This is a genomic window from Streptomyces sp. NPDC046727, assembly GCF_040645635.1.
GTDB lineage: Bacteria > Actinomycetota > Actinomycetes > Streptomycetales > Streptomycetaceae > Streptomyces.
This window is the reverse complement of record NZ_JBEYYR010000034.1, coordinates 25,401-51,279: the sequence shown is the minus strand read 5'-3', so window position 1 is coordinate 51,279 and position 25,879 is coordinate 25,401. Positions and strand designations below refer to the sequence as shown.

21 protein-coding genes and 5 tRNA genes are annotated in these 25,879 nt (G+C 70.6%); 11 read left to right on the top strand and 15 right to left on the bottom strand.

Going from position 1 to position 25,879, the window contains the following annotated elements; genetic code table 11:
* The first annotated feature begins 45 nt into the window (after positions 1-45).
* Together purF and purM are read left to right on the top strand one after the other, a co-directional pair.
* Positions 46-1,575, top strand: coding sequence for an amidophosphoribosyltransferase (purF, locus tag ABZ937_RS32475; RefSeq protein ID WP_361697017.1), 1,530 nt, complete (start codon positions 46-48; stop codon positions 1,573-1,575).
* A 34-nt stretch (positions 1,576-1,609) separates the two neighbouring features.
* Positions 1,610-2,677, top strand: a complete 1,068-nt coding sequence (gene purM, locus ABZ937_RS32470; RefSeq protein ID WP_361697015.1) for a phosphoribosylformylglycinamidine cyclo-ligase — start codon at positions 1,610-1,612, stop codon at positions 2,675-2,677.
* A gap of 78 nt (positions 2,678-2,755) precedes the next feature.
* On the opposite strand, the gene ABZ937_RS32465 is transcribed toward purM, so the two are convergent.
* Together ABZ937_RS32465 and ABZ937_RS32460 are read right to left on the bottom strand one after the other, a co-directional pair.
* Positions 2,756-3,013 (bottom strand): DUF3073 domain-containing protein, encoded by a 258-nt coding sequence (locus ABZ937_RS32465; protein ID WP_361697013.1) that lies wholly within the window; start codon positions 3,011-3,013, stop codon positions 2,756-2,758.
* 288 nt (positions 3,014-3,301) lie between these two features.
* Positions 3,302-4,408: a Glu/Leu/Phe/Val dehydrogenase dimerization domain-containing protein gene (locus ABZ937_RS32460; RefSeq protein WP_361697011.1), complete on the bottom strand. Its 1,107-nt coding sequence runs from the start codon at positions 4,406-4,408 to the stop codon at positions 3,302-3,304.
* A 200-nt stretch (positions 4,409-4,608) separates the two neighbouring features.
* Here ABZ937_RS32460 and ABZ937_RS32455 point away from each other — a divergent pair, with 200 nt between their 5' ends.
* Both ABZ937_RS32455 and bldC read left to right on the top strand, forming a co-directional pair.
* Positions 4,609-5,451 carry a hypothetical protein gene (locus ABZ937_RS32455; protein ID WP_361697009.1) on the top strand — a complete coding sequence of 281 codons (843 nt, stop codon included), beginning with the start codon at positions 4,609-4,611 and terminating at the stop codon, positions 5,449-5,451.
* Between the two features lie 518 nt (positions 5,452-5,969).
* On the top strand, positions 5,970-6,176 hold the full coding sequence (gene bldC / locus ABZ937_RS32450) for a developmental transcriptional regulator BldC (RefSeq protein ID WP_003949541.1): 207 nt from the start codon (positions 5,970-5,972) through the stop codon (positions 6,174-6,176).
* A 431-nt stretch (positions 6,177-6,607) separates the two neighbouring features.
* Here bldC and ABZ937_RS32445 read toward each other — a convergent pair whose 3' ends face one another.
* The 10 genes from ABZ937_RS32445 to ABZ937_RS32400 all read right to left on the bottom strand — a co-directional run bounded on the left by ABZ937_RS32445 (position 6,608) and on the right by ABZ937_RS32400 (position 16,150).
* The gene (locus tag ABZ937_RS32445) at positions 6,608-6,799 is read right to left on the bottom strand and encodes a DUF6274 family protein (protein WP_361697007.1); all 192 of its coding nucleotides are present in this window, start codon (positions 6,797-6,799) and stop codon (positions 6,608-6,610) included.
* Positions 6,800-7,099: 300 nt separating this feature from the next.
* A tRNA-Asp gene (locus tag ABZ937_RS32440) sits at positions 7,100-7,174 on the bottom strand.
* 94 nt (positions 7,175-7,268) lie between these two features.
* Positions 7,269-11,213, bottom strand: a complete 3,945-nt coding sequence (gene hrpA, locus ABZ937_RS32435; protein WP_361697005.1) for an ATP-dependent RNA helicase HrpA — start codon at positions 11,211-11,213, stop codon at positions 7,269-7,271.
* A gap of 68 nt (positions 11,214-11,281) precedes the next feature.
* Complete coding sequence (locus ABZ937_RS32430) at positions 11,282-11,593, bottom strand: hypothetical protein (protein ID WP_361697003.1); 312 nt, start codon at positions 11,591-11,593, stop codon at positions 11,282-11,284.
* A gap of 72 nt (positions 11,594-11,665) precedes the next feature.
* Positions 11,666-13,288 (bottom strand): carboxypeptidase-like regulatory domain-containing protein, encoded by a 1,623-nt coding sequence (locus tag ABZ937_RS32425; protein ID WP_361697001.1) that lies wholly within the window; start codon positions 13,286-13,288, stop codon positions 11,666-11,668.
* 131 nt (positions 13,289-13,419) lie between these two features.
* Entirely contained in the window at positions 13,420-14,106 is a 687-nt protein-coding gene (locus ABZ937_RS32420) for a histone deacetylase (protein WP_361696999.1), read from the bottom strand.
* A gap of 98 nt (positions 14,107-14,204) precedes the next feature.
* Positions 14,205-14,278 (bottom strand) — tRNA-Phe (locus ABZ937_RS32415).
* A 24-nt stretch (positions 14,279-14,302) separates the two neighbouring features.
* Positions 14,303-14,377: transfer RNA gene (locus ABZ937_RS32410), tRNA-Asp, on the bottom strand.
* A gap of 36 nt (positions 14,378-14,413) precedes the next feature.
* Positions 14,414-14,486: transfer RNA gene (locus ABZ937_RS32405), tRNA-Glu, on the bottom strand.
* 80 nt (positions 14,487-14,566) lie between these two features.
* Entirely contained in the window at positions 14,567-16,150 is a 1,584-nt protein-coding gene (locus tag ABZ937_RS32400; RefSeq protein WP_361696997.1) for a metallophosphoesterase, read from the bottom strand.
* Positions 16,151-16,233: 83 nt separating this feature from the next.
* Between ABZ937_RS32400 and ABZ937_RS32395 the strand changes: the two genes are divergently transcribed.
* The 5 genes from ABZ937_RS32395 to ABZ937_RS32375 all read left to right on the top strand — a co-directional run bounded on the left by ABZ937_RS32395 (position 16,234) and on the right by ABZ937_RS32375 (position 21,483).
* Positions 16,234-16,584: a metallopeptidase family protein gene (locus tag ABZ937_RS32395; RefSeq protein ID WP_240869980.1), complete on the top strand. Its 351-nt coding sequence runs from the start codon at positions 16,234-16,236 to the stop codon at positions 16,582-16,584.
* 150 nt (positions 16,585-16,734) lie between these two features.
* On the top strand, positions 16,735-17,277 hold the full coding sequence (locus ABZ937_RS32390; RefSeq protein ID WP_361696995.1) for a hypothetical protein: 543 nt from the start codon (positions 16,735-16,737) through the stop codon (positions 17,275-17,277).
* A 247-nt stretch (positions 17,278-17,524) separates the two neighbouring features.
* Positions 17,525-19,693, top strand: coding sequence for a DEAD/DEAH box helicase (locus ABZ937_RS32385; protein ID WP_361696993.1), 2,169 nt, complete (start codon positions 17,525-17,527; stop codon positions 19,691-19,693).
* Between the two features lie 106 nt (positions 19,694-19,799).
* Entirely contained in the window at positions 19,800-21,311 is a 1,512-nt protein-coding gene (locus ABZ937_RS32380; RefSeq protein WP_361696991.1) for an amino acid permease, read from the top strand.
* 99 nt (positions 21,312-21,410) lie between these two features.
* Positions 21,411-21,483 (top strand) — tRNA-Lys (locus ABZ937_RS32375).
* Positions 21,484-21,589: 106 nt separating this feature from the next.
* Here the strand turns inward: ABZ937_RS32375 and ABZ937_RS32370 are convergent.
* Positions 21,590-22,168: a TetR family transcriptional regulator gene (locus ABZ937_RS32370; protein ID WP_361696989.1), complete on the bottom strand. Its 579-nt coding sequence runs from the start codon at positions 22,166-22,168 to the stop codon at positions 21,590-21,592.
* 76 nt (positions 22,169-22,244) lie between these two features.
* Positions 22,245-22,907: a TetR/AcrR family transcriptional regulator gene (locus ABZ937_RS32365; protein ID WP_361696987.1), complete on the bottom strand. Its 663-nt coding sequence runs from the start codon at positions 22,905-22,907 to the stop codon at positions 22,245-22,247.
* A gap of 123 nt (positions 22,908-23,030) precedes the next feature.
* Here ABZ937_RS32365 and ABZ937_RS32360 point away from each other — a divergent pair, with 123 nt between their 5' ends.
* Positions 23,031-23,645: an NAD(P)H-dependent oxidoreductase gene (locus ABZ937_RS32360; protein WP_361696985.1), complete on the top strand. Its 615-nt coding sequence runs from the start codon at positions 23,031-23,033 to the stop codon at positions 23,643-23,645.
* Positions 23,646-23,656: 11 nt separating this feature from the next.
* The gene (locus ABZ937_RS32355) at positions 23,657-25,189 is read left to right on the top strand and encodes a DHA2 family efflux MFS transporter permease subunit (protein WP_361696983.1); all 1,533 of its coding nucleotides are present in this window, start codon (positions 23,657-23,659) and stop codon (positions 25,187-25,189) included.
* Here the strand turns inward: ABZ937_RS32355 and ribA are convergent.
* Positions 25,186-25,812 carry a GTP cyclohydrolase II gene (ribA, locus tag ABZ937_RS32350; RefSeq protein ID WP_361696981.1) on the bottom strand — a complete coding sequence of 209 codons (627 nt, stop codon included), beginning with the start codon at positions 25,810-25,812 and terminating at the stop codon, positions 25,186-25,188. The two genes, ABZ937_RS32355 and ribA, sit on opposite strands and share 4 nt — an antisense overlap.
* Positions 25,813-25,879: the final 67 nt, after the last annotated feature.

Genomic DNA, 25,879 nt, shown 5'->3' with positions numbered 1-25,879 from the left:
ATCCCCAATTCGGACCAGTGGTCGATCTCGCCTACACTCGGTGGCGTGCCACGTGGTGACGGTCGACTCAATCACGATCTGCTTCCCGGCGAGAAGGGCCCCCAGGACGCTTGCGGCGTCTTCGGCGTCTGGGCTCCGGGTGAAGAGGTCGCAAAGCTCACGTACTTCGGGCTCTACGCCCTCCAGCACCGGGGTCAGGAATCCGCGGGAATCGCGGTCAGCAACGGCTCCCAGATCCTCGTCTTCAAGGACATGGGCCTGGTCTCCCAGGTCTTCGACGAGACCTCGCTCGGTTCGCTCCAGGGTCATATCGCGGTCGGACACGCCCGCTACTCGACCACCGGCGCCTCCGTGTGGGAGAACGCCCAGCCGACGTTCCGTGCCACCGCGCACGGCTCGATCGCGCTCGGCCACAACGGCAACCTGGTCAACACGGCGCAGCTCGCCGAGATGGTCGCCGACCTGCCGAACGACAACAACAGCCGCTCCACCCGGGTCGCGGCCACCAACGACACCGACCTGCTGACGGCCCTGCTCGCCGCCCAGGTCGACGAGGACGGCAAGCCGCTGACCATCGAGGAGGCCGCCCACGCGGTCCTCCCGAAGGTCAAGGGCGCCTTCTCGCTCGTCTTCATGGACGAGCACACCCTCTACGCGGCCCGCGACCCGCAGGGCATCCGCCCGCTGGTCCTCGGCCGGCTGGAGCGCGGCTGGGTGGTCGCCTCCGAGTCCGCGGCCCTCGACATCTGCGGCGCCAGCTTCGTGCGCGAGATCGAGCCGGGCGAGTTCGTCGCCATCGACGAGAACGGCCTGCGCACCTCGCGATTCGCGGAAGCGAAGCCCAAGGGCTGTGTCTTCGAGTACGTGTACCTGGCCCGCCCGGACACCGACATCGCCGGCCGGAACGTGTACCTCTCCCGCGTGGAGATGGGCCGCCGCCTGGCCAAGGAAGCCCCCGTAGAGGCCGATCTGGTCATAGCTACCCCGGAGTCCGGCACCCCGGCCGCCATCGGCTACGCGGAGGCCTCCGGTATCCCCTTCGGCAGCGGTCTGGTGAAGAACGCCTACGTCGGCCGGACCTTCATCCAGCCCTCGCAGACCATCCGCCAGCTGGGCATCCGCCTGAAGCTGAACCCGCTGAAGGAAGTCATCAAGGGCAAGCGCCTGGTCGTCGTCGACGACTCGATCGTGCGCGGCAACACCCAGCGGGCCCTGGTCCGCATGCTCCGCGAGGCGGGCGCCGCCGAGGTCCACATCCGGATCTCCTCCCCGCCCGTGAAGTGGCCCTGCTTCTTCGGCATCGACTTCGCCACGCGCGCGGAGCTGATCGCCAACGGCATGACCATCGAGGAGATCGGCACCAGCCTCGGCGCCGACTCCCTGGCCTACATCTCCATCGACGGCATGATCGAGGCGACCACGATCGCCAAGCCGAACCTGTGCCGCGCCTGCTTCGACGGCGAGTACCCGATGGAGCTGCCGGACCCGGAGCTGCTCGGCAAGCAGCTGCTGGAGACCGAGCTGGCCGCCGGTCCCGCCGCCACGGCCGCGGCCGACGCGATCCGTCGCCCGTAACACCCCGCAGTACGACACGAAAGCTCTCACAGTCATGTCTGAGACAACTGGTGCCAGCTACGCAGCGGCGGGCGTCGACATCGAGGCGGGCGACCGCGCCGTCGAGCTGATGAAGGAGTGGGTGAAGAAGACCCAGCGCCCCGAGGTCCTGGGCGGCCTCGGCGGCTTCGCCGGGCTCTTCGACGCCTCCGCCCTCAAGCGCTACGAGCGCCCGCTGCTGGCCTCCGCCACGGACGGCGTCGGCACGAAGGTCGACATCGCCCGCCGCATGGGCGTCTACGACACCATCGGCCACGACCTGGTCGCCATGGTCATGGACGACATCGTGGTGTGCGGCGCCGAGCCGCTGTTCATGACCGACTACATCTGCGTCGGCAAGGTCCACCCCGAGCGGGTCGCGGCCATCGTGAAGGGCATCGCGGAAGGCTGTGTGCTGGCCGGCTGCGCCCTGGTGGGCGGCGAGACGGCCGAGCACCCGGGTCTGCTGGGCGAGGACGACTTCGACGTCGCCGGCGCCGGTACGGGCGTCGTGGAGGCCGACCGGCTGCTGGGCGCGGATCGTATCCGTACGGGTGACACCGTGATCGCCATGGCGTCCTCCGGGCTTCACTCGAACGGGTACTCCCTGGTCCGCCACGTCCTGCTGGACCGCGCGGGCCTGGCCCTGGAGACGGAGATCGCGGAACTCGGCCGGAGCCTCGGCGAGGAGCTGCTGGAGCCCACCAAGATCTACTCGCTGGACTGCCTGGCGCTGACCCGCACCGCCGAGGTGCACGCCTTCAGCCACATCACCGGTGGCGGTCTCGCCGCCAACCTGGCCCGCGTGATCCCGGACGGGCTGCACGCCGTGGTCGACCGCTCCACCTGGGCCCCGGGCGCGATCTTCGACCTGGTCGGCACGACCGGGAACGTCGAGCGCCTGGAGCTGGAGAAGACCCTCAACATGGGCGTCGGCATGATGGCGATCGTGCCGGAGGAGTCCACCGAGGTCGCCCTCGCGACGCTGGCCGACCGGGGTGTCGACGCGTGGGTCGCCGGTGAGATCACCGAGCGCGGCGAGAAGACGACCGGTGCCGAGCTGGTCGGGGACTACGCGGCCTGATCCGGCGGGCGGTGCCCGTGCGGACAGCACAGAAACCGGTCGGTGGCTCTGCCACCGACCGGACTGGTCACTGCAAGGTCAAGCGCCGCGACGGTGCTGTTGGTGAGGATCGTTGTCGTCCTCTTCCTCGCCGTCGTCCTCGTAGAGGTCGGCGTAACGGGAGTAGAGATCGTCCTCGTCGTTCTCATCGTCCTCGAACGGCTCGCCGTTCGGCGGCTGGCTCGAAGTCGATGCGCCCAGTTCACTGGCCAGACGTGACAGGTCAGTCCCACCGCTGTTGTACTTCAGCTGGCGGGCGACCTTTGTCTGCTTGGCCTTGGCCCGGCCGCGCCCCATGGCTCGACCCCCTCGGTGACGGGGCTCGACGGCCCCAGAGTCTGACACGCGTTCATGATCCGGAACGGACCCTCCGTGGAGAGGCCGTCCGTAGGGCTTCCACGGTACCTGAGCCCGCGCCCATACGGTACGTCGCCCGCACCACGCGCGTGTGCCCAGGACCTTCGAGGCGCCCCGTCCTCGCTGGTCAGTGGCGATTTTAACCACTTATCGGGGAACGACCCGCCGGTGGAAGTGAGAGTTCTCTCTAAGTTCCCGCCGACGGGTACCGCTCATGTGTACGACTGACTAGCGCGCGACCCGGTTCCCCCGGGCCTCCGCCATCCGCTGCTCGGCGATCCGGTCGGCCGCGGCGGCCGGCGGAATCCCGTCATCCTTCGCACGTGCGAATATGGCCAGCGTGGTGTCGAAGATCTTCGACGCCTTCGCCTTGCACCGGTCGAAATCGAACCCGTGCAGCTCGTCGGCCACCTGGATGACCCCGCCGGCGTTCACCACGTAGTCCGGCGCGTAGAGGATCCCGCGGTCGGCGAGGTCCTTCTCCACACCCGGGTGGGCCAGCTGGTTGTTGGCCGCGCCGCAGACCACCTTGGCGGTGAGCACCGGCACGGTGAGGTCGTTCAGGGCGCCGCCGAGGGCGCACGGGGCGTAGATGTCGAGCCCCTCCACCCGGATCAGCGCCTCGGTGTCGGCGACCGCCGTCACCCCGGCCGGGTGCTGGTCGAGGATCCGCTGGACGGCGTCCGTACGCACGTCCGTGATCACGACCTCGGCACCCTCGTCCCGCAGGTGCCTCACCAGGTGGTGGCCGACCTTGCCGACGCCGGCGATGCCGACCTTGCGGCCACGCAGCGAGGGGTCGCCCCACAGGTGCTGGGCGGAGGCGCGCATGCCCTGGTAGACACCGAAGGCGGTGAGCACGGAGGAATCGCCGGCGCCGCCGTTCTCGGGGGAGCGGCCGGTGGTCCAGCGGCACTCGCGGGCCACGACGTCCATGTCGGCGACGTACGTGCCGACGTCGCAGGCCGTCACGTAGCGACCGCCGAGGGAGGCGACCATGCGGCCGTAGGCGAGGAGCAGCTCCTCGGTCTTGTCGCGCTCCGGGTCGCCGATGATCACGGCCTTGCCGCCGCCGTGGTCGAGACCGGCCATGGCGTTCTTGTACGACATCCCGCGCGCGAGGTTGAGGGCGTCGGCGACGGCCTCGGCCTCGGTCGCGTACGGGTAGAAGCGCGTGCCGCCGAGGGCCGGGCCCAGGGCGGTGGAGTGGATGGCGATCACGGCCTTGAGGCCGCTTGCGCGATCCTGACAGAGCACGACCTGCTCATGGCCGCCCTGGTCCGAGTGGAACAGGGTGTGCAGGACATCAGCAGGCGCGCCGGTTACGTCGGTCACTGTGGTGACTCCTGTGTACTAGCGGCGAGTGGGGTGCGGTCCCCGTACGGGTGGCGGGGAGCCGTGGCATGAGCGTAGAGCCTCGGCCCACTCACCATCCGCGCAGTGTTCAGGATCACTCTCCCGGGCCCGCTGTGCACGCATGACCATGGCACGATTTGCAGTGGTTTCGAGCCGGGTCCGTTGGGGAGGGAGCAGGCGTGCCGAAGGTGTCCTCCGTGGTCGTCCCCTATGCCGCGTACCTGCGCGTGTACGAGCCGCTGGGCGCCTTCCCGGAACCGGAGCGCAGCCACTGGGCGCGCTACGCCCGCCGCCCCGACCGCCCCTCCTACCAGGACGAACTGCGCCGGTCGCTGGCCGACTTGCTGCCCACCCCGCCGATCGCCGTGCCGGTCCACGAGAGCAGCGACGCCTTCGTGCTGGAGGTCGACGGGGTCGTCTGCGTGTGCCCCTGGCGGACCCGGCTGCGCGGCTGGCAGGCCCTGGACGAGCTGGCCGAGGAGCTGCCCGCGCCGGTGCTGGACGCGGTGCTGCCGCCGGTGGTGCGCCGCCAGGCCGCCCAGGACTACGAGCGCTGGCTCGCCCGCAACCCCGACGCCCGCCCGTGGATCCGCACGGCGACCTGGCAGGTGCCGCTGAACTGGTTCGTGCTGGTCTCCGACGAGGAGCGGCGGTACGACAAGGGGACCGCCGAGGTGCCCCCCGTGCTGCGCTACCGCACGCCGATGGTGCAGGCCCGGCGCCGGGTGGCCCGGGGCCTGCGCACGCTGAAGGACACCGTCGAGGAGGGCCCGCTGATCGACGGCCTGGTGGACGTCGGCCGCTGGCTGGAGGAGTTCCACCCGCGCTCGCTGGTCGAGCTGGACTACGGCGGTCTGGTGCATGTGCTGCCGGCGGGCGAGCTGGAGGGCGATCACTCGGCGGCGGACGTGGCGGCCGGGATCGAGGCGCTGCGCCGGGGGGACGGGGCGGCCGCCGGGGAGGCGTACGGGCGGCTGGTGGAGCGGTGGCGGGCGGTACGGGACAGACGTTCGGCGAACTGAGTGACGTACGTCACGGTCAAAACGGCGCCGGACGACGTACGTTCTACTCGCTTAGACCACCTGACGGGACGTTGGTCCCGATCTGGACTTTTGTCTCAAGGGTGATGGATGGCACTTACCCGGCTCTTGCGCCTCTTGCCATCCCTCGTGCCAAAATAGGACAAGGAGTCCGGGGAGGGCTCTGTCCGCCCAACTATGCTCGGCTGTGGGCGGATTCTCAGCATTGCACGCTTTGGGGGGTCTGGTGACTCCTGATCGTCCTGTGACTGATCGTCACAGTGGCGTGACTGTCCGCTATGGCATGGTCCATCGGCTTCCGCGGCTGATGACTACCTGGGAGGGCAATTCCATCGGTTTGGCCGACGCGGCTGGACAGATGGTGTAGTTGTAGTGCCGAGGACAAGCCGTTCGTCCTATAACCGACTCGACTCGCGTCCACCATTTCGGGCAACGCGGGTCAAGGTGCAGAATTTAGAGGAATGAACCGAGAAGGTTCGGTTCTCCCGAGGAGGCCGCTCATGACCGCTCGCACCCCTGATGCCGAGCCGCTGCTGACCCCGGCTGAGGTCGCCACCATGTTCCGTGTCGACCCCAAGACGGTCACGCGGTGGGCGAAGGCCGGCAAGCTCACGTCCATCCGCACGCTCGGCGGGCACCGCCGCTACCGCGAGGCCGAGGTCCGCGCTCTGCTCGCGGGCATCCCGCAGCAGCGCAGCGAGGCCTGAACAACTCCATAACCGGGCAGAACGGTCGGTCCCCCAACTGGCCGAGGCGCCCGGAACCCTAGCTCCAAGCGACGCGGGACCTGCCCCAACAGAGCCCTCGCCCGAGCCGAAGAGAACGTTGTAGGCAAGCGACACAGGGTGCGTCGTCGATCGCGCTGGACTCCGCCGGGTCCAGCGCGATCTTTTTTGTGCGCCCGCTTGTCGGAGTCTGGGGGGCCGTGTCGGAACGGCTGTGCGACACCTCTGGGAGCGGTGCAATTGCACATATTAAATTGACCCGTTGTAGGAGAGGGGTAAGTACCGCTGTTCACAAAACTCATGCGGTGACACCCGTCACATGCCGATCCGCTTGTTGCCCGTGGCATGTGTGCGCTATTGGCGGTGGACGCTCCAGCGTCCCCTGTACAGACGGGTGTTGGGGCCGCCGCCGGTCACGCGGTGCGAGGGCTTTCGCCCTCGACGGGCTCCTCGTCCGCCTCCTGGCCCCGCGAGCCGGCGTCCATCGCCAGCCGCAGGAGGTGGTGACAGATGGGGCAGTGGCGGGTCAGATGCCCGTAGGACGAGGCGGCCGACAGATGCGCCCTCAGAAGCGCTCGCGTCTCATGCCTGACCGATGCCGCCATACGCCACCTCCAGGAGCCCCACAGGGGGAACGAGCCCTGCTCCTTGGGTACCGACGGAATGTGACGCCGTCAAGGGCGCGAGCGGCTCCGCCGAGCCCCCTGGGAACGGCGGAAGGGCGCCCTTCTGAGGCCCGTGCGAGGCGGGGGTACGAGTGAGGCCCGCTGCCCCCTCGGGGTGCGGGCCTCGGTCGTCGTCCGGGATACGACTGAGGCCCGCACTCCCTTTCGGGCGCGGCCTCCGTCTTGGTGGGGATACGACTGAGGCCCGCACCCTCTCGGGCGCGGGCCTCACTCTCGATGCGGTCCTGACGGGATTTGAACCCGCGGCCTCCACCTTGACAGGGTGGCGAGCACTCCAAACTGCTCCACAGGACCAGGTTTCGCGGCGCTTGTTCGTGCGTTGCGCTGCGAGAAGGACTGTACAGGAGGTGGGGCCGCCTGGTCGAACTCACCCCCTGTACGCGAGCGATTACGGGACGGCCGCGTCGATCGCCTTCACGATCCGCTTGTCCGAGACCGGGTACGCCGTGCCCAGCGCGTGGGCGAAGTAGCTGACCCGCAGCTCCTCGATCATCCAGCGGATGTCCAGGACCGAGGACGGGACCGGGCGGCCCTTGGGGAGCTGCTCCAGGAGCCAGGCGTACTCGTCCTGCATCTCGTGGACCTTCTCCATGCGCGTGGTGTCCCGCTGCACGCTCGTCGGCATCTGCTGCAGGCGCCGGTCGGCGGCCACCATGTAGCGCATCAGGTCGGGCAGCCGCCGTATGCCCGCCCACGTGACGAAACCGGGCTTCATGAGGGCGTCCAGCTGCTTGCGGACGTCCGTCAGGTTCGCCAGCAGGACAGGGCTCCGTACGCCCTTCAGACGGCGCTCACAGGCCTGCCAGGCCGCGAGGACCTGCTGCACCTGCGCGACCGTACGGACCGTCGTGTCCACGATCTCCGCGCGCACCTTGTCGTACAGCTTCCGGTACGACTCCTCGTCCCACGCCGGGCCGCCGAAGTCCGCGATGAGCTTGTCCGCCGCGGCCATCGCGCAGTCGTCGAACAGGGCCTGGACCGAGCCGTGCGGGTTGGCGGAGAGGGCCAGCTTCTGGGCGTTCGTCAGCTTGTCCGAGGCGAACTTCGCCGGGTTCACCGGGATGTTGCGCAGGATCAGCCGGCGGGTGCCCTTCCACATGGCCTCGGCCTGCTCGGCCTCCGTGTCGAAGAGGCGGACCGAGACCGTGTCGCCGTCGTCCACCAGCGCCGGGTACGCCTTCACCGGCTGCCCGGCCCGGCGCGTCTCGAAGACCCGGGTGAGGGTCCCGATCGTCCAGTCGGTCAGGCCCTTGCGCTCCAGGGACTCGCCGCCCTCCCGGGACGCGGTCGCCGCCGCGGCCTGGGACAGGGCCTTGCGGGCCTTCGGCTTCAGGCGCAGCTTCAGCGCCTCCAGGTCCTTGTCCTCGGCCAGCTTCCGGCGCCGCTCGTCGACGATACGGAAGGTGATCTTCAGGTGGTCGGGGACCTTCGACCAGTCGAAGTCCTCCTCCTCGAAGGGGACGCCGACCATGCGCTTGAGCTCGCGGGCCATCGTGACCGTCAGCGGCTCCTGGAGGGGCACCGCCTTCTCCAGGAACGCCTTCGCGTAGTTCGGCGCGGGCACGTAGTTGCGGCGGACCGGCTTGGGGAGGGAGCGGATCAGCTCCGTCACGACCTCCGCCCGCAGGCCCGGGATCTGCCAGTCGAAGCCCTCGTCCGTGACCTGGTTGAGGACCTGGAGCGGGATGTGGACCGTCACACCGTCGGCGTCCGCGCCCGGCTCGAACTGGTACGTCACCCGGAACTTGAGGTTGCCCTGACGCCAGCTGTCGGGGTAGTCGGCCTTGGTGACCGCCTCCGCCGACTCCCGGATGAGCATCTCCCGCTCGAAGTCCAGGAAGTCCGGCTGCTCGTTCCGCTTCCGCTTCCACCAGGAGTCGAAGTGGGCGCCGGAGACGACGTGTTCGGGCACCCGCTGGTCGTAGAAGTCGAAGAGCGTGTCGTCGTCCACGACGATGTCCCGGCGCCGGGCGCGGTGCTCCAGCTCCTCGACCTCGCTGAGGAGTCTGCGGTTGTCGGCGAAGAACTTGTGGTGCGTGCGCCAGTCGCCCTCCACCAGCGCGTTGCGGATGAACAGCTCGCGGCTGGTCTCCGGGTCGATGCGGCCGTAGTTCACCTTCCGCTGGGCGACGATCGGCACGCCGTACAGCGTGACCTTCTCGTACGCCATCACGGCCGCCTGGTCCTTCTCCCAGTGCGGTTCGCTGTACGTCCGCTTGAGGAGGTGCCCGGCGAGCGGCTCCACCCACTCCGGCTCGATCTTGGCGTTGACCCGCGCCCACAGGCGGCTCGTCTCCACCAGCTCGGCCGACATCAGGAACTTCGGCTGCTTCCTGAACAGCGCCGAACCCGGGAAGACCGCGAACTTGGCGTTGCGGGCGCCCAGGTACTCGTTCTTGTTGCCCTCCTTCACGTCCTTCATGCCGACGTGGGAGAGGAGGCCGGCGAGGAGGGAGACGTGCACGCGGTCGGCGGGGGCGTCGTCCTCGTTGAGGTGGATGCCCATCTGCTTGGCGACCGTGCGCAGCTGGGTGTAGATGTCCTGCCATTCGCGGATGCGCAGGAAGTTCAGGTACTCCTGCTTGCACATCCGGCGGAAGGAGCTGGACCCGCGCTCCTTCTGCTGCTCGCGGATGTACCGCCACAGGTTGAGGTAGGCGAGGAAGTCGCTGGTCTCGTCCTTGAAGCGGGCGTGCTGCTGGTCCGCCTGGGCCTGCTTGTCGGCGGGGCGCTCGCGCGGGTCCTGGATGGACAGCGCGGCGGCGATGACCATGACCTCGCGGACACAGCCGTTCTTGTCGGCCTCCAGGACCATCCGGGCCAGGCGGGGGTCGACGGGCAGCTGGGCCAGCTTGCGGCCGGTGTCCGTGAGCCGCTTGCGGGGGTCCTTCTGGGCCGGGTCCAGGGCGTGCAGCTCCTGGAGCAGCTGGACGCCGTCGCGGATGTTGCGGTGGTCCGGCGGGTCGATGAAGGGGAACTTCTCGATGTCGCCGAGGCCGGCCGCGGTCATCTGCAGGATGACGGAGGCCAGGTTCGTCCGGAGGATCTCCGCGTCCGTGAACTCCGGGCGGGCGAGGAAGTCGTCCTCGGAGTACAGGCGGATGCAGATGCCGTCGGACGTACGGCCGCAGCGGCCCTTGCGCTGGTTGGCGCTGGCCTGGGAGACCGGCTCGATGGGCAGCCGCTGGACCTTGGTGCGGTGGCTGTAGCGGCTGATCCGGGCGAAGCCGGGGTCGATGACGTACTTGATGCCGGGGACGGTGAGGGAGGTCTCGGCGACGTTGGTCGCCAGAACGATCCTGCGCCCGGTGTGCGGCTGGAAGACCCGGTGCTGCTCGGCGTGGGACAGCCGGGCGTACAGGGGGAGGATCTCCGTGAACCTGTACTTCTTCTTCTCCAGCGCGTCCGCCGTGTCCCGGATCTCCCGCTCTCCCGAGAGGAAGACGAGTATGTCGCCCGGGCCCTCGGCCTGGAGTTCCTCCACCGCGTCGCAGATGGCCGTGATCTGGTCGCGGTCGGCGTCGTCCGCGTCCTCTTCGAGGAGGGGGCGGTAGCGGACCTCCACCGGGTACGTCCGCCCGCTGACCTCGATGATCGGGGCGTCGCCGAAGTGCCGGGAGAAGCGCTCCGGGTCGATGGTCGCCGAGGTGATGACGACCTTCAGGTCCGGCCGCTGGGGCAGCAGCTGGGCGAGGTACCCGAGCAGGAAGTCGATGTTGAGGGACCGCTCGTGGGCCTCGTCGATGATGATCGTGTCGTAGGCGCGCAGCTCGCGGTCGGTCTGGATCTCGGCCAGCAGGATGCCGTCCGTCATCAGCTTGATGAAGGTGGCGTCCGGGTTCACCTGGTCGGTGAACCGGACCTTCCAGCCGACGGCCTCGCCGAGCGGGGTGTTCAGCTCGTCCGCGACCCGCTCGGCGACGGTACGGGCGGCGATCCTCCGCGGCTGGGTGTGCCCGATCATGCCGCGCACGCCCCGGCCCAGCTCCACACAGATCTTGGGGATCTGCGTGGTCTTGCCGGACCCGGTCTCACCGGCCACGATGACGACCTGGTGGTCACGGATGGCGTCCGCGATCTCGTTCTTCTTCTGGCTGACCGGCAGCTGCTCGGGGTAGGTGACGGCCGGCACGCGGGTGCGTCGCTCGGCCATCCGGTCCTCGGCGTGGCCGATCTCGGTCTCGATCTCGGTGAGGACGGCGGCGCGGGCTTCCGGCTTACGGATCTTGCGCGCGCCCTCCAGCCGCCGGCCGAGCCGGTGCGCGTCGCGCAGCGACAGCTCGGTCAGACGGGGGGCGAGGGTGCCGAGGGCGGGGGCGGGATGCGTAGACATACGCGGTCCAGGATCTCACCCCATCCAAAAATCACGCGAATGATTTGACCGGGGGCGGCGGACACAACCTAGGGGGTGTGCTGAGCCGGCGGGGTGGCTTCCGGGTGCCTGCGGGCCGGGCCGTCGCCGAGGGCGATCGACTTCGCGGTGTTGGAGACGGCCTTGATGCCCAGGTAGGCGGTGGTCAGGCTGCTGACGGCGGTGAACGCGGCGGTGAGGATGCCGACGATCACCGCTTTGTCCCCGTCGAGCTGCCACACCCCGAAGATCGCGACTCCGGCGATCGCGAGGTTGCTGATCACGACCGCGAGCAGCCCGTACCGGGCCCGGTCCTTCTCCAGCTCGGTGTCCCGAACGGCCCTGGCCTCGTCCCGGCTCATGTCTCCCCCTGGCGCCGCGCACCACGCGCGATCAGCCTGAACGTAGCGCTGACCGGGCGTGGTGCCAAGGCGTCATCGCACGTCGACGTAGTCCTCCGTGCCACTGCCGACGAAGTGCTTGCTGTCGGGGTACAGGTGGACCGGCACCCAGGTGCCGTCCTGCCGGGCGGTGAAGCCCTTGCTGAAGGATCCGCTGCTCGTCGTGGTGACCGTGGACATCAGGTACCAGCTCGTGGCGCCCTTGGGCCGGAAGAGGATCTGGACCTTCTTGCCGCCGTACGCCTTCCAGGTGCTGGAGCCGACCGGGCGCTCCTGGAGCACACCCTTGACGGTGATCGTGCGGCCCTTGGTCACCGGCTCCGGCGACGCGTTCGCGTCCTTGATCCGGGTGAGGGCGCGGTTGCGGCGCAGGCTGTTGCTGGTGGTGCCCTTGATGTCCTTGGTGGTGGACCCGGCGTACCGCAGCCGCCAGTAGCCGTCCGTGTAGCCGGGCACCTTGTCGGCGGTGAACTGGGAGCCGAAGCCGACCTTCACGGTCTTCTTCGTGGTCCAGCCGGTCTTGCCGTCCGGCGAGTACTGGACGTCCACGCTGGCCTGGTCGTTGACGTCACGGCCGATCAGGTCGAGCGTGCCGGTGACCTTCAGCTGCGCGTACTTGTCCAGCGACGCGGTGAAGCCGGAGAACTTCGTCGTCGCGGTGACCGCCACGGTGACATCGGCCGTGCTGTGCTGCGCGAACGGGGTGTACGACGTGAAGGCGATCTCATAGACGCTCTTGCTGCCGTACGGGGTCCGGACGAAGGAGAAGTGGCCGTCCGCGTCGGTGGTCGCCGCGACCGGACTGCAGGTGGTGCACTCCTTGTAGTCCATCTCCAGCGGGATGCCGGCCAGCGGCTTCCACTCCGCGCCGTACTGGTACTGGAGCGTGCCGGTGACGTTGATCTTCTCGCCGGTGGTGACGTGGAAGCTGCTCTTGTCGAGGACCATCCGGGTCGGCGCGGCCGCCGGCCAGACCTGGACCGCGGGGGCGGTGGCGAAGCCCAGGGCGCCGTTGTAGTCGGCGGAGACCCAGCCGGCCTGCCTCAGCTGGTGCGGGACGGAGAAGTGGCCGGCGTCGTCCGTGACGGCGGTCGCCTCCCCGCCGCCCCCGTCGAACGACAGGTCCACGGTGGCACCGGGCAGGGGCACGGTCTCCCGGGTGCTGGGGTCGCGGACGACCATGTCGCCGCCGGCCGTGATCGTCTGGTGCTCGATGTCCGGCTCGTCCGGTGTGACGGAGAAGCCGCTGAAGACGGGCTGCTTCTGGTAGTGCAGCGTGCCCGCGTTCTGCTGGGCGGTGGTCTCGCCCGAACCGTCCACGGCCTCGACGTCGACCGTGTAGTCGCCGAGGGTGTCCAGGTGGATGGGCTTGGACGCCCAGACGGCGTCCCAGGGGCTGGACTCGTACCGCTTCGTGAAGTCGGTGATCGTGGCCACCGGCTCGTCGGTCTCGCTGCTGCCGGCCGGGCGGAGCTTCGCGACGAGCTTGCTGACCTGGCCGCTGTAGTTGAGGCGCACGTCGAGCACCGACCAGTCGGCCTGGTCGCTGTACGCGTCCTTGACGGTCGGGCCTGCGGCGTGGGCGGTGCCGGGTATGGCGAGCGTGGCGACCAGAACGGCGCCGGCCGTCACCAACCCTCTGGAGATCTGTCTCAAGTACCCCCCTCAGGGTCTCTGGACGACGAAAACCCCCCTCCGGTCGAGCGGGAGTGGGGGGTTCTCGCCAAATGTGGCCTGATCGTACTGGTCGCCGATGGTCCGGAACAGTGCCTTCCAGGGAGCGGTGCTCAGCCGGGCCGGTGCTTGTCCGGGCCCGTACCGAGAAGGGCGGTGATGTCCTGCGGCGACCAGTGGTCCGTGGCGCCGGGGCAGGCCGCGACATAGGAGGCGACCGCGTCCATGTCCCAGGCGCCGGCCGAGAGTAAGCCGGTGGCCAGGAAGCGCACGTAGGCGGCGGAGGGTCGGACCCACGGCACGTCGTTGATTCCCCAGGGCGCCGTGAAGGTCAGGACGGGCAGGCCGTCCACCTGGCCGGCGCAGACGAGCGTTTCGTAGCGGCCTTCGCCGAGCACGGCACGCCCCCGCTGGAGTACGTCCGTCAGGTCCAGGTCGATGCCCGGCGACCGGTACATCTCCTGAGCGGCGATGTCGGCGAACTGGTCGCTGGTCACCAGGTGCGCCCGGGCCAGCACCCGCCCGCTCGCCCGGGGATCGTAGAAGGCCCTGCCCCCGCCCCACACGGGCGATTCGGTGGCGAAGTACATCGCGCCGGTCAGCTCCACGGGGATCGACCGGGTCGGCATGGCCGGGTTACGGCATCCCGGGTGCTCCCTCGCCGCGCCGGGCAGGCGCCCGCCCTTGATGTAGGCGGCGAGGCGGTCCAGGTGCATGTTGGTGCCGTAGGACGTGTACCAGATGCGCTCGGGGTGCCGATCGAGCGGCAGGGCCGGGTCGATGCTGGGTAATGCCTTCACCAGGTCTGCTCCGTGGGCGTACCGGTCGGCGGGCAGGGCACGAGAAAGCCCCTCTCCAGCGAGGCTGGAGAGGGGCTCGGCCCTGGTCAGGGCGGTTGTGGCTGGGGCCGGGGTCGAACCGGCGACCTTCCGCTTTTCAGGCGGACGCTCGTACCAACTGAGCTACCCAGCCACGGTGTTTCACGTGAAACACCAGCGGTCCTGACGGGATTTGAACCCGCGGCCTCCACCTTGACAGGGTGGCGAGCACTCCAAACTGCTCCACAGGACCAAGCGTGTGTGCAACAGTGTCGCACACGGTATTGCGTGCCCCCAACGGGATTCGAACCCGTGCTACCGCCTTGAAAGGGCGGCGTCCTAGGCCGCTAGACGATGAGGGCTATCGGCCCGCCTGGGCGCTTCTCAGCGCGTCGGGGACGTGAGAAGCATATGGGATGGCGAGGGGTATCGCCAAAACGGTTTACGGCGAGCTGGTGCCCTGGGTGGACGAGGGGGTGCCGGGGGAGGGGGAGGGTGAGCGCGTGGCGCCGCCGGCGCCGGGCTGGTTCTCGTCCGCCAGATGGCGGCTGACCTCGGCCGTCGTCAGGCCCAGGCCCCCCAGCTCGATCGCGTCCCAGGCCTGCAGCCTGCGGCTGTCCCGGTCGAAGTACAGGATCGATGCCTCGATCGGCGCCGGGTACTTGTGCTCCACCGCACGCAGCCCGCTGCCGCCGGTCGAGCCCTCCATGCGCAGCCGGGTGCCGTACGGCAGCATCTCCGTCCCCTCGTGATGAAGATGACCGCAGAGCACCAGCGGCACCTCGCCGTCGGTCCCCCGCGCGGCGGACGGCTCGTGCGCGACCGCCACGTCCACGGGGGTGCGGGCCGCCTGCTGGTCGCGCAGCGCGCTGGCCAGCCGGGCGCCCGCCAGCTCCTCGGACGCCTCGCCGCCCGGCACCACCGAGCGGTCGGGAGTGAACTGCGGATCTCCGATGCCCGCGAACCGCAGACCCGCCACCGTCTCCGCCCGGCCGTCGTCCAGGACGTGCACGTTCCTCATGCGTTCCAGGTAGCGCTGGGTGGTCCGGGAGTCATGGTTGCCGCGCACCCACACGTACGGCACGCCCAGGTCGCGGATCGGGTCCAGGAAGCCGTTCTCCGCCGCCGTGCCGTGGTCCATCGTGTCGCCGGAGTCGACGATCACATTCACCTGGTACTGCTCCACCAGCGAGTCGATGATCTTCCAGCTCGCCGGGTTGAGGTGGATGTCCGACACGTGCAGGACCCGGATGGTGGAGGGGTCCGGCTGGTAGGCGGGGAGGGTGGACGTGGCGTCGTAGAGCCTCGTCACGTTCGTCACCAGGCGCGCCAACTCCTTCTGGTAGACGTCGAATTCCGTGACGATGCTGCGGGCGTTGCCGACCACGGACGGCGCGGAGCTGAGCAGCCCGGAGAACCTCGGCTCCAGGACCGACTTCGGGTTCCAGGTGGCGTACGCCGTGCCGCCCGAGGCGGCCAGCAGGGCCAGCGCCAGCCCGCCGGCGGCCAGGGCCCGGCGCGGGCGGCGGTAGACGGCGAGGCCGAGGGCCGTGGCCCCGGAGACCACCGCGACGCCGGACCGTACGGCCAGGTCCAGCGTGCCGTGGGCGACGTCCCGGGCGACCTCGTCCTGCAGCCCGGAGATCCGCTCGGGGTGGTCGACGAGTGCCTGTGAGCGGAGCGGGTCCAGCTGGTCGACGTTCACGTCCAGGCGGACCGGCGCCGCATGGCTGTCCAGGGTGAGCGCGCCCAGCGGGGACACGTTGATCTTCGTGCCGCCGGTGAGGGAGGGGCGCAGCGCCATCGTCGTGTCCATCGGGCCGACCGGGGCCCGGACGTCGCCGACGACCAGCAGGCCCAGCCAGGCGCCGACGAGGACGACCGCGACCAGGCCCAGGGCGCGCAGCCAGGGGCGGGGGCGGGCGGCCAGTTCCAGAGCGGGGAGCGGGCGGGTGCGGGCGCGGCGGATGTGGTTCGAGGTCCGGTTCGGCAGGGTGCTCAGGGCTGCGAAGGGGACGCGGGCCATTGGTCCCGTATGCCCATGTCCCGGCGCGGATATGCGACGGTTCGGCACTCTCGTACGGGCCTTCCGTACCGGACAATGACCATGTGCTGGAGATGACGCGCGAGGAGTTCGAGGAACTGGTCGCCGAGGCGCTCGACCGGATCCCGCCGGAGCTGACACGGCTGATGGACAACGTCGCGGTGTTCGTCGAGGACGAACCGCCCGCCGACGATCCCGAGCTGCTCGGGCTCTACGAGGGGACACCGCTGACCGACCGGGGCGAGTGGTACGCGGGCGTCCTGCCGGACCGGATCACCGTCTACCGGGGGCCGACGCTCAGGATGTGCGACAGCCGGGAGGACGTCGTCGCGGAGACCGAGGTGACCGTGGTGCACGAGATCGCCCATCACTTCGGGATCGACGACGCACGGCTGCACGCGCTCGGGTACGGCTGAGAGCGGGTGCGCCCACGGCCGGGCGCTGCGGCCGGGTGCGGCCGGGCGGCGATGCGTGCGGGGCGGCGATGCGTGCGGGGCGCGTGTCCTCTTGCGGGCGGCGGGAGTTGGGGAGGTTGACTCCTTTCCTTGCCCCCGGAGGTGGCCGCCGTGCGCCCCTTGTACGTACCCGTCCGCCTCGCCGTCACGGTGCTGGCGGTCACCGCCGCCGCCGGCTGCGTGAACGTGGGCGACGACGCGGGCCCGGCCCGGCCCGCCCACTCGGCGGGGCAGCGCGGCGGCGAGGCACCCGACGGCGGCCCGGTCCAGGGCGTGGGCGGCTTCGCCGGCGAGGGCGGTGCGGTCGGCGACGGCAAGCACGGTCACGGCGGCAAGAAGAAGCGCGGGGAGTCGGCCTCGGCGTCCGCCACCCCGGCGGGCGCGGGCAGCGCGTCGGCGGCGCCGGGCAAGCCCGGGAAGCCGGGCGGCAAACCGGGCAAGCCGGGGAAGACCGTCCCGCCCGAGGACCCGGCGCCGACCGAGGAGCCGCCGACGCCCCCGGCCAGCTCCGCCCCGCCCGAGCCGCCGCCCTCCACCCCGCCGCCGCCCGTCTCCGAGCCGCCGTCGGCCGAGCCGTCCTCGTCGGCGCACGAGGAGACGGGACCGCAGCTGGTGCAGCGGGAACCGGCGCCCGCGGCGGGCGTGGCGGCGTGATCGGAGAGGCGGCCGGCTCCGTGCGCAGAGGATGCTGAGCTGGGCTTATGCAGATCGGTTTGCCTTGGGGGGTGGTAGGTGCGTATGGTGGTAGATCGTTTGATCCCATTTGCCCGGCGCCACCACAGAGCGCGCCGTGTGGCGCGTACTCTCCCTTGCCGTGGCGGACCGCATTGAGGCGGTCGTAATGCGACTCACGGAGTTGACGGGCGCGTGCCGAAGAGACTCCGGAAGGTTTCGCATTCGCATGTCCGTGTCCAGTACTGACCAGATCGTCGTGTCCGAGAACGAGAACGAGCTCGTTGACGTGACGACCGAGGTCACCGAGGCCCCCGAGGCCGCTGACACCACCCCCCAGATCACCTTCGCCGACCTCGGCCTCCCCGAGGGCATCGTGCGCAAGCTCGCACAGAACGGCGTGACGACCCCCTTCCCGATCCAGGCCGCGACCATCCCGGACGCCCTGGCCGGCAAGGACATCCTCGGCCGTGGCCGCACCGGCTCCGGCAAGACCCTCTCCTTCGGTCTGCCGACCCTGGCCACGCTGGCCGGCGGCCGCACCCAGAAGCACAAGCCCCGCGCGGTCATCCTCACCCCGACCCGTGAGCTGGCCATGCAGGTCGCCGACGCCCTCCAGCCGTACGGCGACGTCCTCGGCCTGAAGATGAAGGTCGTCTGCGGCGGCACGTCGATGGGCAACCAGATCTACGCCCTGGAGCGCGGCGTCGACATCCTGGTCGCCACCCCGGGCCGGCTGCGCGACATCATCAACCGCGGCGCCTGCTCCCTGGAGGACGTGCAGATCGCCGTCCTGGACGAAGCCGACCAGATGTCCGACCTGGGCTTCCTGCCCGAGGTCACCGAGCTGCTCGACCAGGTCCCGGCCGGCGGCCAGCGCATGCTCTTCTCCGCGACCATGGAGAACGAGATCCAGACCCTGGTCGACCGCTACCTGAACAGCCCCGTCTCCCACGAGGTGGACGCGGCCCAGGGCGCGGTGACGACCATGTCGCACCACATCCTCATCGTGAAGCCCAAGGACAAGGCGCCGGTCACCGCCGCGATCGCCTCCCGCAAGGGCCGCACGATCATCTTCGTCCGCACCCAGCTGGGCGCCGACCGTGTCGCCGAGCAGCTGCGCGAGTCCGGCGTGAAGGCCGACGCGCTGCACGGCGGCATGACCCAGGGCGCCCGGACCCGCACCCTGGCCGACTTCAAGGACGGCTACGTCAACGTCCTGGTCGCCACCGACGTCGCCGCCCGCGGTATCCACGTCGACGGCATCGACCTCGTCCTGAACGTCGACCCGGCGGGCGACCACAAGGACTACCTGCACCGCGCCGGCCGCACGGCCCGCGCCGGCCGCACCGGTACGGTCGTCTCCCTCTCCCTGCCGCACCAGCGGCGCCAGATCTTCCGCCTGATGGAGGACGCCGGCGTCGACGCGGCCCGCCACATCATCCAGGGTGCCGGTGCCTTCGACCCGGAGGTCGCCGAGATCACCGGCGCCCGCTCCATGACCGAGGTCCAGGCCGAGTCCGCGGGCAACGCCGCCCAGCAGGCCGAGCGCGAGGTCGCCCAGCTCACCAAGCAGCTGGAGCGCGCCCAGCGCCGCGCGACCGAGCTGCGCGAGGAGGCCGACCGGCTGGTCGCCCGGGTCGCCCGCGAGCGCGGCGAGGACCCGGAGGCCGCGGTGGCCGAGGCCCAGGCGACGGCGGCGGAGGAGCTGGCCGTGGCCGAGGCGCCGGCGGAGCGCGAGACCGAGCGCGAGGAGCGTCCGGCGGCTTCGGCGCCGTACGAGCGCCGGGAGCGGCGCGAGCGTGGCTTCGAGCGCCGCGACGACCGGGGTGAGCGGGGCGAGCGCCGTCCGTTCGACCGTGACCGGGACCGCGATCGTGGCTTCGACCGTCGTGACGACCGTGCCGGCCGTGGTTTCGAGCGCCGGGACGACCGGGGTGGCCGCTCCTTCGAGCGCCGCGACGACCGGGGTGACCGGGGTGACCGCCGTCCGTTCGACCGGGACCGCGATCGTGACCGTGGCTTCGACCGTCGTGACGACCGTGCCGGCCGTGGTTTCGAGCGCCGGGACGACCGGGGTGGCCGCTCCTTCGAGCGCCGCGACGACCGGGGCGACCGGGGCGAGCGCCGTCCGTTCGACCGTGACCGCGGTGGCCGTTCCTTCGATGACCGCGGTGGCCGTTCCTTCGAGCGCCGCGACGACCGGGGCGGCTTCCGCCGGGACGAGCGCGGCGGGCACCGGGGCAGCGACCGTCCGTTCAACCGCGACCGCCGCGACGACCGCCCGGGCTTCCGCTCCGGCGGCCACGACCGCCCCTACGGCCGTCGTGACGACCACCGTGGCACCGGCTCCTTCGGACGCCGCGAGGACAAGCCGCGCTGGAAGCGCAACGGCTGACGCCGAGTGAGGCATCGGGAAGGGCCCGTACGACACTGTTCGTACGGGCCCTTTCCCGTACCCGAGTGGCGCATATCACACCCCCGCCGAGGGAATTGCTGGGGGCATGACAGATGACGCGAGAGTGAGCGGACAGCGGGGAGCGTCCGGCCTGTCGGACGAGGAACGGCTGGCCCAGCTCGGCTACACCCAGGTCCTCGCCCGCCGAATGTCGGCGTTCTCGAACTACGCCGTCTCCTTCACGATCATCTCGGTCCTCTCCGGCTGCCTCACGCTCTACCTCTTCGGCATGACCACCGGCGGCCCCGCCGTGATCACCTGGGGCTGGGTGGCGGTGGGCCTCATGACGCTGTTCGTGGGCCTGTCGATGGCCGAGATCTGCTCGGCGTACCCCACCTCGGCGGGCCTGTACTTCTGGGCGCACCGGCTGGCGCCCCCGCGGTCGGCGGCGGCCTGGGCGTGGTTCACGGGCTGGTTCAACGTGCTGGGCCAGGTGGCGGTGACCGCGGGCATCGACTTCGGCGCGGCCTCCTTCCTGGGCGCCTACCTGAACCTCCAGTTCGGCTTCGAGGTGACCCCGGGCCGCACGGTCCTGCTGTTCGCGGCGATCCTCGTCCTCCACGGCCTGCTGAACACCTTCGGCGTCCGGATCGTGGCGTTCCTGAACAGCGTGAGCGTGTGGTGGCACGTGCTCGGAGTGGCGCTGATCGTCACCGCGCTGGCGCTGACCCCCGACCACCACCAGTCGCCGGCGTTCGTCTTCACCGAGTTCGTCAACCGGACGGGCTGGGGCAGCGGCCCGTACGTGGTACTCCTGGGCCTGCTGATGGCCCAGTACACCTTCACCGGCTACGACGCCTCCGCCCACATGACCGAGGAGACGCACGACGCGGCCACGGCGGGCCCGAAGGGCATCGTCCGCTCGATCTGGACCTCCTGGATCGCCGGCTTCGTCCTGCTCCTCGGCTTCACGTTCGCCATCCAGTCGTACGACGAGGAGCTGGCCTCCCCCACGGGCGCCCCGCCGGCCCAGATCCTCCTGGACGCGCTCGGCGCGACCACCGGCAAGCTCCTCCTCCTGGTGGTGATCGGCGCCCAGCTCTTCTGCGGCATGGCCTCCGTCACCGCCAACAGCCGCATGATCTACGCCTTTTCGCGGGACGGCGCGCTGCCCTTCTCCCGTGTCTGGCACACGGTCAGCCCGCGCACCCGTACCCCCGTGGCCGCGGTCTGGCTGGCCGCCCTCGGCGCGCTGGCCCTGGGCCTGCCCTACCTGATCAACACGACGGCCTACGCGGCGGTGACGTCGATCGCGGTCATCGGCCTCTACATCGCGTACGTCATCCCGACCTTCCTCCGGGTCCGCAAGGGCGCCGCCTTCGACCGCGGACCCTGGCACCTGGGCCGCTGGTCGGGTGCGATCGGGGTCGTCTCGGTGGCCTGGGTGCTGGCGATCACGGTCCTCTTCATGCTGCCGCAGGTCTCCCCGGTCACCTGGAAGACCTTCAACTACGCCCCGGTGGCCGTCCTGGTCGTCCTCGGCTTCGCGACGACCTGGTGGCTGGCGTCGGCCCGCCACTGGTTCCTCGCCCCCACTCCCATCCCGGCCGAAATCTGACCATCCCGCCCCTCCCGACCGGTCCGACGTGGCCGTGTCCCCGATACCCGATCGGCGACACGGCCTCGTCCGGCTATGCTCGGACAGGCAACATCGCCTGGGCCCTTAGCTCAATTGGCAGAGCAGTGGACTTTTAATCCATTGGTTGTGGGTTCGAGTCCCACAGGGCCTACGGTTCCGCAGGCGGGCTCTATGCCCTCTGACCTGCTGCGCAGCGCCCGGGTCGGCTTCGGCCGACTCGGGCGCTGCTTCGTTTTCGGGGGTGCGGCGGGTCTGGCTCAGCCCTCCCGCACGATCCGCTCCACCGCCGCCGTCACCAGCTCGTCCCGTTCCTTCTCCGAGAGGACGTCCGGAAGGGTGAGCTGCTCGACGATCAGCCAGTTCAGGGCGAGGTAGAGGAGTTTGACGGCCGTGGCGTCGCCGGGGAGGCCCGAGGCCTCGTGGTAGGCGACGTTGGCGGCGAGGTCGGCGCGGACGCGTTCGGTGAGGATCGTGCGCAGTTCCGGGCGGCGGGTGGCTTCCAGGCGCAGCTCCAGCAGGGCGAGGTAGCCGGTGCGGAAGGAGGCGATGCGGCCGACGAGTTCACGCATCAGCTGCGCGTACGTCTCCCGGTCCCGGGGCGCGGTCCGCTGGCGCTCGTAGGTCGCCTCGTCGGGCTGGAGGCGTTCGTAGACGCGGGCGCCGGCCTGGGTGAGCAGGTCGTCGCGGCTGCCGAAGTAGTTGGACGCGGTGCCGGTGGGTACGGCGGCCTCGGCGTCCACCGCCCGGAAGGTCAGCCCTCGCGCGCCCTCCCGGGCCAGTACCTCGATCGCCGCGTCGACGAGTGCCGCGCGCCGCTGGTCGTTCCGTCTCACCATGGGTCTCGGCTCCGGGTGCGAGGGGGTCCGGTCATCACTCCGGGCAGAGTACTGCATGTGGAGTGGTATGTCGTGCCTACGCCTGTGCCGCCTCGTAGGCCCGGAGGAACGCGCTCACCCCGGCCCTGAGCAGACGGTCGGTCTCCGGTTCCGGCAGGGGCAGGACGCCGTAGTGGGTCGTCTGGATGATCCGGTGCGAGATCAGGGCCGTGAAGTGGCTCGCCGCCAGGGACGCGTCGCCGTGGAGGTTCAGCAGGCCGGCGGCTTCGAGATGGGTCATCGCCTCGGTGAGGGCCCGGCCGACCGGCGCCGGGCCGGCCTCGTGCCAGGCCGTGAGGACCTCGGGCGGTACGTGGTCGGCCTCCGCGTGGATGTGGCGGACCAGGGCGAAGTGGTTGGCGTAGTCGGTCATGAGCCGGTGGAAGGCGCGGGCCAGGGCGACCAGATCCCGTTCCAGGTCGCCGGGGTGCGGCGGGCGCTCCGGGTCCAGTACGGCGTGCAGACGCGCCAGTTGGGCGTCGCGGACCTCGCTCGACGTCCAGGTCACGACCGTCTGGAAGAGCTGCGCCTTGCCGCCGGGGAAGTGGTTGTAGAGCGTGCGCGTGGAGACGCCGGCCGCGGCGGCGAGCGCGTCGACGGAGGCGCGGGCGTAGCCCTCCCGGCCGAAGACCGTGCAGGCCGCGCTCGCGATGTCCATCTGCTTCTGCAGCTTGCGCGGTGACTCGTTCGTGTGGCCCACGCCTGCCCCTTCCCTTTGCGACCAGCCAACTCTAACTGACTTACAACGCTCGTTGTAGTTTTTACAACGAGCGTTGTACCTTGCTGGTGTTCAGAAGAGTTCGCAGAAAAGAGGGGGACAGCTGTGTCCGCTACCGATGTCCGTGCCGCTGAAGACCGTCCGCTCCGCGTCGCCGTCATCCTCGGCAGCGTGCGCGAGGGGCGTCAGGGGCGCGCCGTCGCCGACTGGTTCCTCGCCACCGCCGCCGACCCGGGCCTGGAACTCGACGTCGTCGACCTCGCCGAGGTGGACCTGCCGCTGGTGCTGCCCGGCTGGGGCGGGACGCCGAGCCCCGAGACCGTCGCCGCGCTGCGGGACGTCTCGCCGCGGCTCGCCGCCGCCGACGCGTTCGTGGTCGTCACGCCCGAGTACAACCACAGCTTCCCGGCCGCCCTGAAGAACCTCATCGACTGGCACCAACGCGAGTGGCAGGCCAAGCCGGTCGGCTTCGTGTCGTACGGCGGTCTCGGCGGCGGCCTGCGCGCGGTCGAGCAGCTCCGGCTGGTCTTCGCCGAGCTGCACGCCGTGACCGTGCGCGACTCGGTCAGCCTGCACGGTCCGTGGTCCGGCCTCGGCGAGGACGGTGCCCCGCGCGACGCCGACGTGTGTGCGGGCGCCGCCAAGGGCATGCTCGGCCAGCTCGCCTGGTGGGGCCGGACCCTGCGCACCGCGCGCACCGAGCGTCCCTACGCGGGCTGAGGCGGCCGGAGATGAACACCTTCCGCTCTGCCGGGTCCGGCCGTCGCGCTCAGCCGGCTGCTGACGCGGCCACGACCCCGGCTCTGGATGCCGACGCGCTCCTGGCTCCGGCCGCCACCGAGGTCCCCGCCCCGGACGCCACAGAGGGCCCGGTATCCGCTTCCGCCACCCTCACCGCCCTCTACCGCATCGTCACCGTCGTGGTCCTCGGTACCACCATGTCCGTGCTCGACATGACCATCGTCAACGTCGCGCTGCGGCACCTCTCGGAATCCTTCGGGGCGCCGCTGGAGACCATCCAGTGGACCGCTACCGCCTACACGCTCGCGCTCGCCGCGGTCATCCCGGTCGCCGCCTGGGCGATGGGCCGGATCGGTGCCAAGCGCACCTACACGCTCGCGCTCGCGCTGTTCACGCTGGGCTCCCTGCTCGCCGCCTGTGCCTGGGACGCGGCCAGCCTGATCGCGTTCCGCGCGGTGCAGGGGCTGGGCGGCGGGCTGCTGCAGCCGGTCGGCATGGCGATGGGCATGCGGGTCGCCGACCGGGCCCGCCTCGGCCGGGCGATGGCCCTGCTGGGGCTGCCCATCCTGGTCGGCCCGGTCGCAGGACCGGTGCTCGGCGGCTGGCTGGTCGACGCCGTCTCCTGGCACTGGATCTTCCTGATCAACCTGCCCGTCGGCGCCCTGGCCCTGCTTCTCGCGGTCCGCCTGCTGCCCAAGGACGCCCCGGACGCCCGAGGTCCGCAGCCGCCCCGGCTGGACGTCCCCGGCGTGCTGATGCTCTCGCCCGGCCTGGCCCTGCTCCTGTACGGCCTGTCCCGCGGCGGCGAGCGCGGGGACTTCACGGCCCCCGGCGTACTGGTGCCGACGCTCGCCGGTGCCCTGCTCGCGGCGGCTTTCGTACGGCGGGCGCTCGCCGTCCGCTGGCCGCTGCTGGATCTGCGGCTGCTGCGGGACCGTACCTTCGCCGCCGGTATCGGCACGCTCGCCCCGTTCACCTGCGGCTACTTCGGGTCGATGCTGCTCGGACCGCTGTACTGGCAGCAGGAGCGGAGCCTGAGCGCGACGGCGGCCGGGCTGCTCGGCGCGCCGGCCGGGCTCGTGGTCGGGACGACGATGCAGATCGCGGCCCGGCGGATCGACAAGGCGGTACCGCGCCGGCTGGTCGCGGCCGGGTGCGCGGTGGGCGCCCTCGGCATGGTCCTGCTGGCCTGGCAGACCGGTACGGCCGAGGTCGCGCCCTGGCGGATCGTCGCCGCGGGCATGGTGATGGGCGTCGGCGCGGGCATGACGCTGATGCCCACGATGACCACCGCCACCCGCGACCTGCCCGCGGACCGGCTGCCCGGGGCGAGCACCGCGCTGAGCATCAACGCCCAGCTGGCCGCGTCGGTCGGTACGGCCCTGCTGTCGGTGGTGCTGGGCGCGACGGGCCCGGACCCGGCCGGCTTCCGGCTCACGTACGCCGTGGCGGCCGCGCTGCTCGCCCTCGGCGCCCTGTCGGCGCTCCGCCTCCCGGGCCGGCCCGCGGGGGCGAGGAGTTAGCCGGCCGTCAGCTCGGCCAGCGGCAGCGTGTGCTGGGTCTGGAGCACCTTGGCGCGCAGGTAGCGGACGTTGTGGGCCGTGGTGAAGACACCGGTCGGCACCCGGTCCCGTACGGCGACCCCCAGCGTCCGCAACTGCGCGGCCTTGTCGGGGTTGTTGGACAGCAGGTCCAGCTCTGTGATGCCGAGGGCGGCGAGCATCTGCGCGGCGGCCGTGTAGTCGCGGGCGTCCTCCGGGAGCCCGAGGGCGGCGTTCGCAGCATAGGTGTCGAGCCCCTCGTCCTGGAGGGCGTACGCGTCGAGCTTGTTGTAGAGGCCGATGCCCCGGCCCTCCTGGCGCAGGTAGAGCAGGACGCCGCCGCGGTCGGCGATGCGCTCGACGGCCTCGCGCAGCTGCGGCCCGCAGTCGCAGCGGGCCGAGCCGAAGACGTCACCGGTCAGGCACTCCGAGTGCAGGCGCACCAGCGGGACCTCGCCGGGTTCGCCGAGGACGACGGCGAGGTGCTCCTGGCCGTCGGTGAGGCCGTGGAAGGTGACGAGCTCCGCGTCGACGCCGTAGCCGTCGGCGAAGCGCAGCGGTACCCGGACGCGTGCGCGCGGGGTGGCGTCGGGGATGTCGGGCATGCGGGTCCCTCCGGGACAGATGCTTCAGATTTGAAGCAGTGTTTCGCACGGACCCTACCCCATGCTT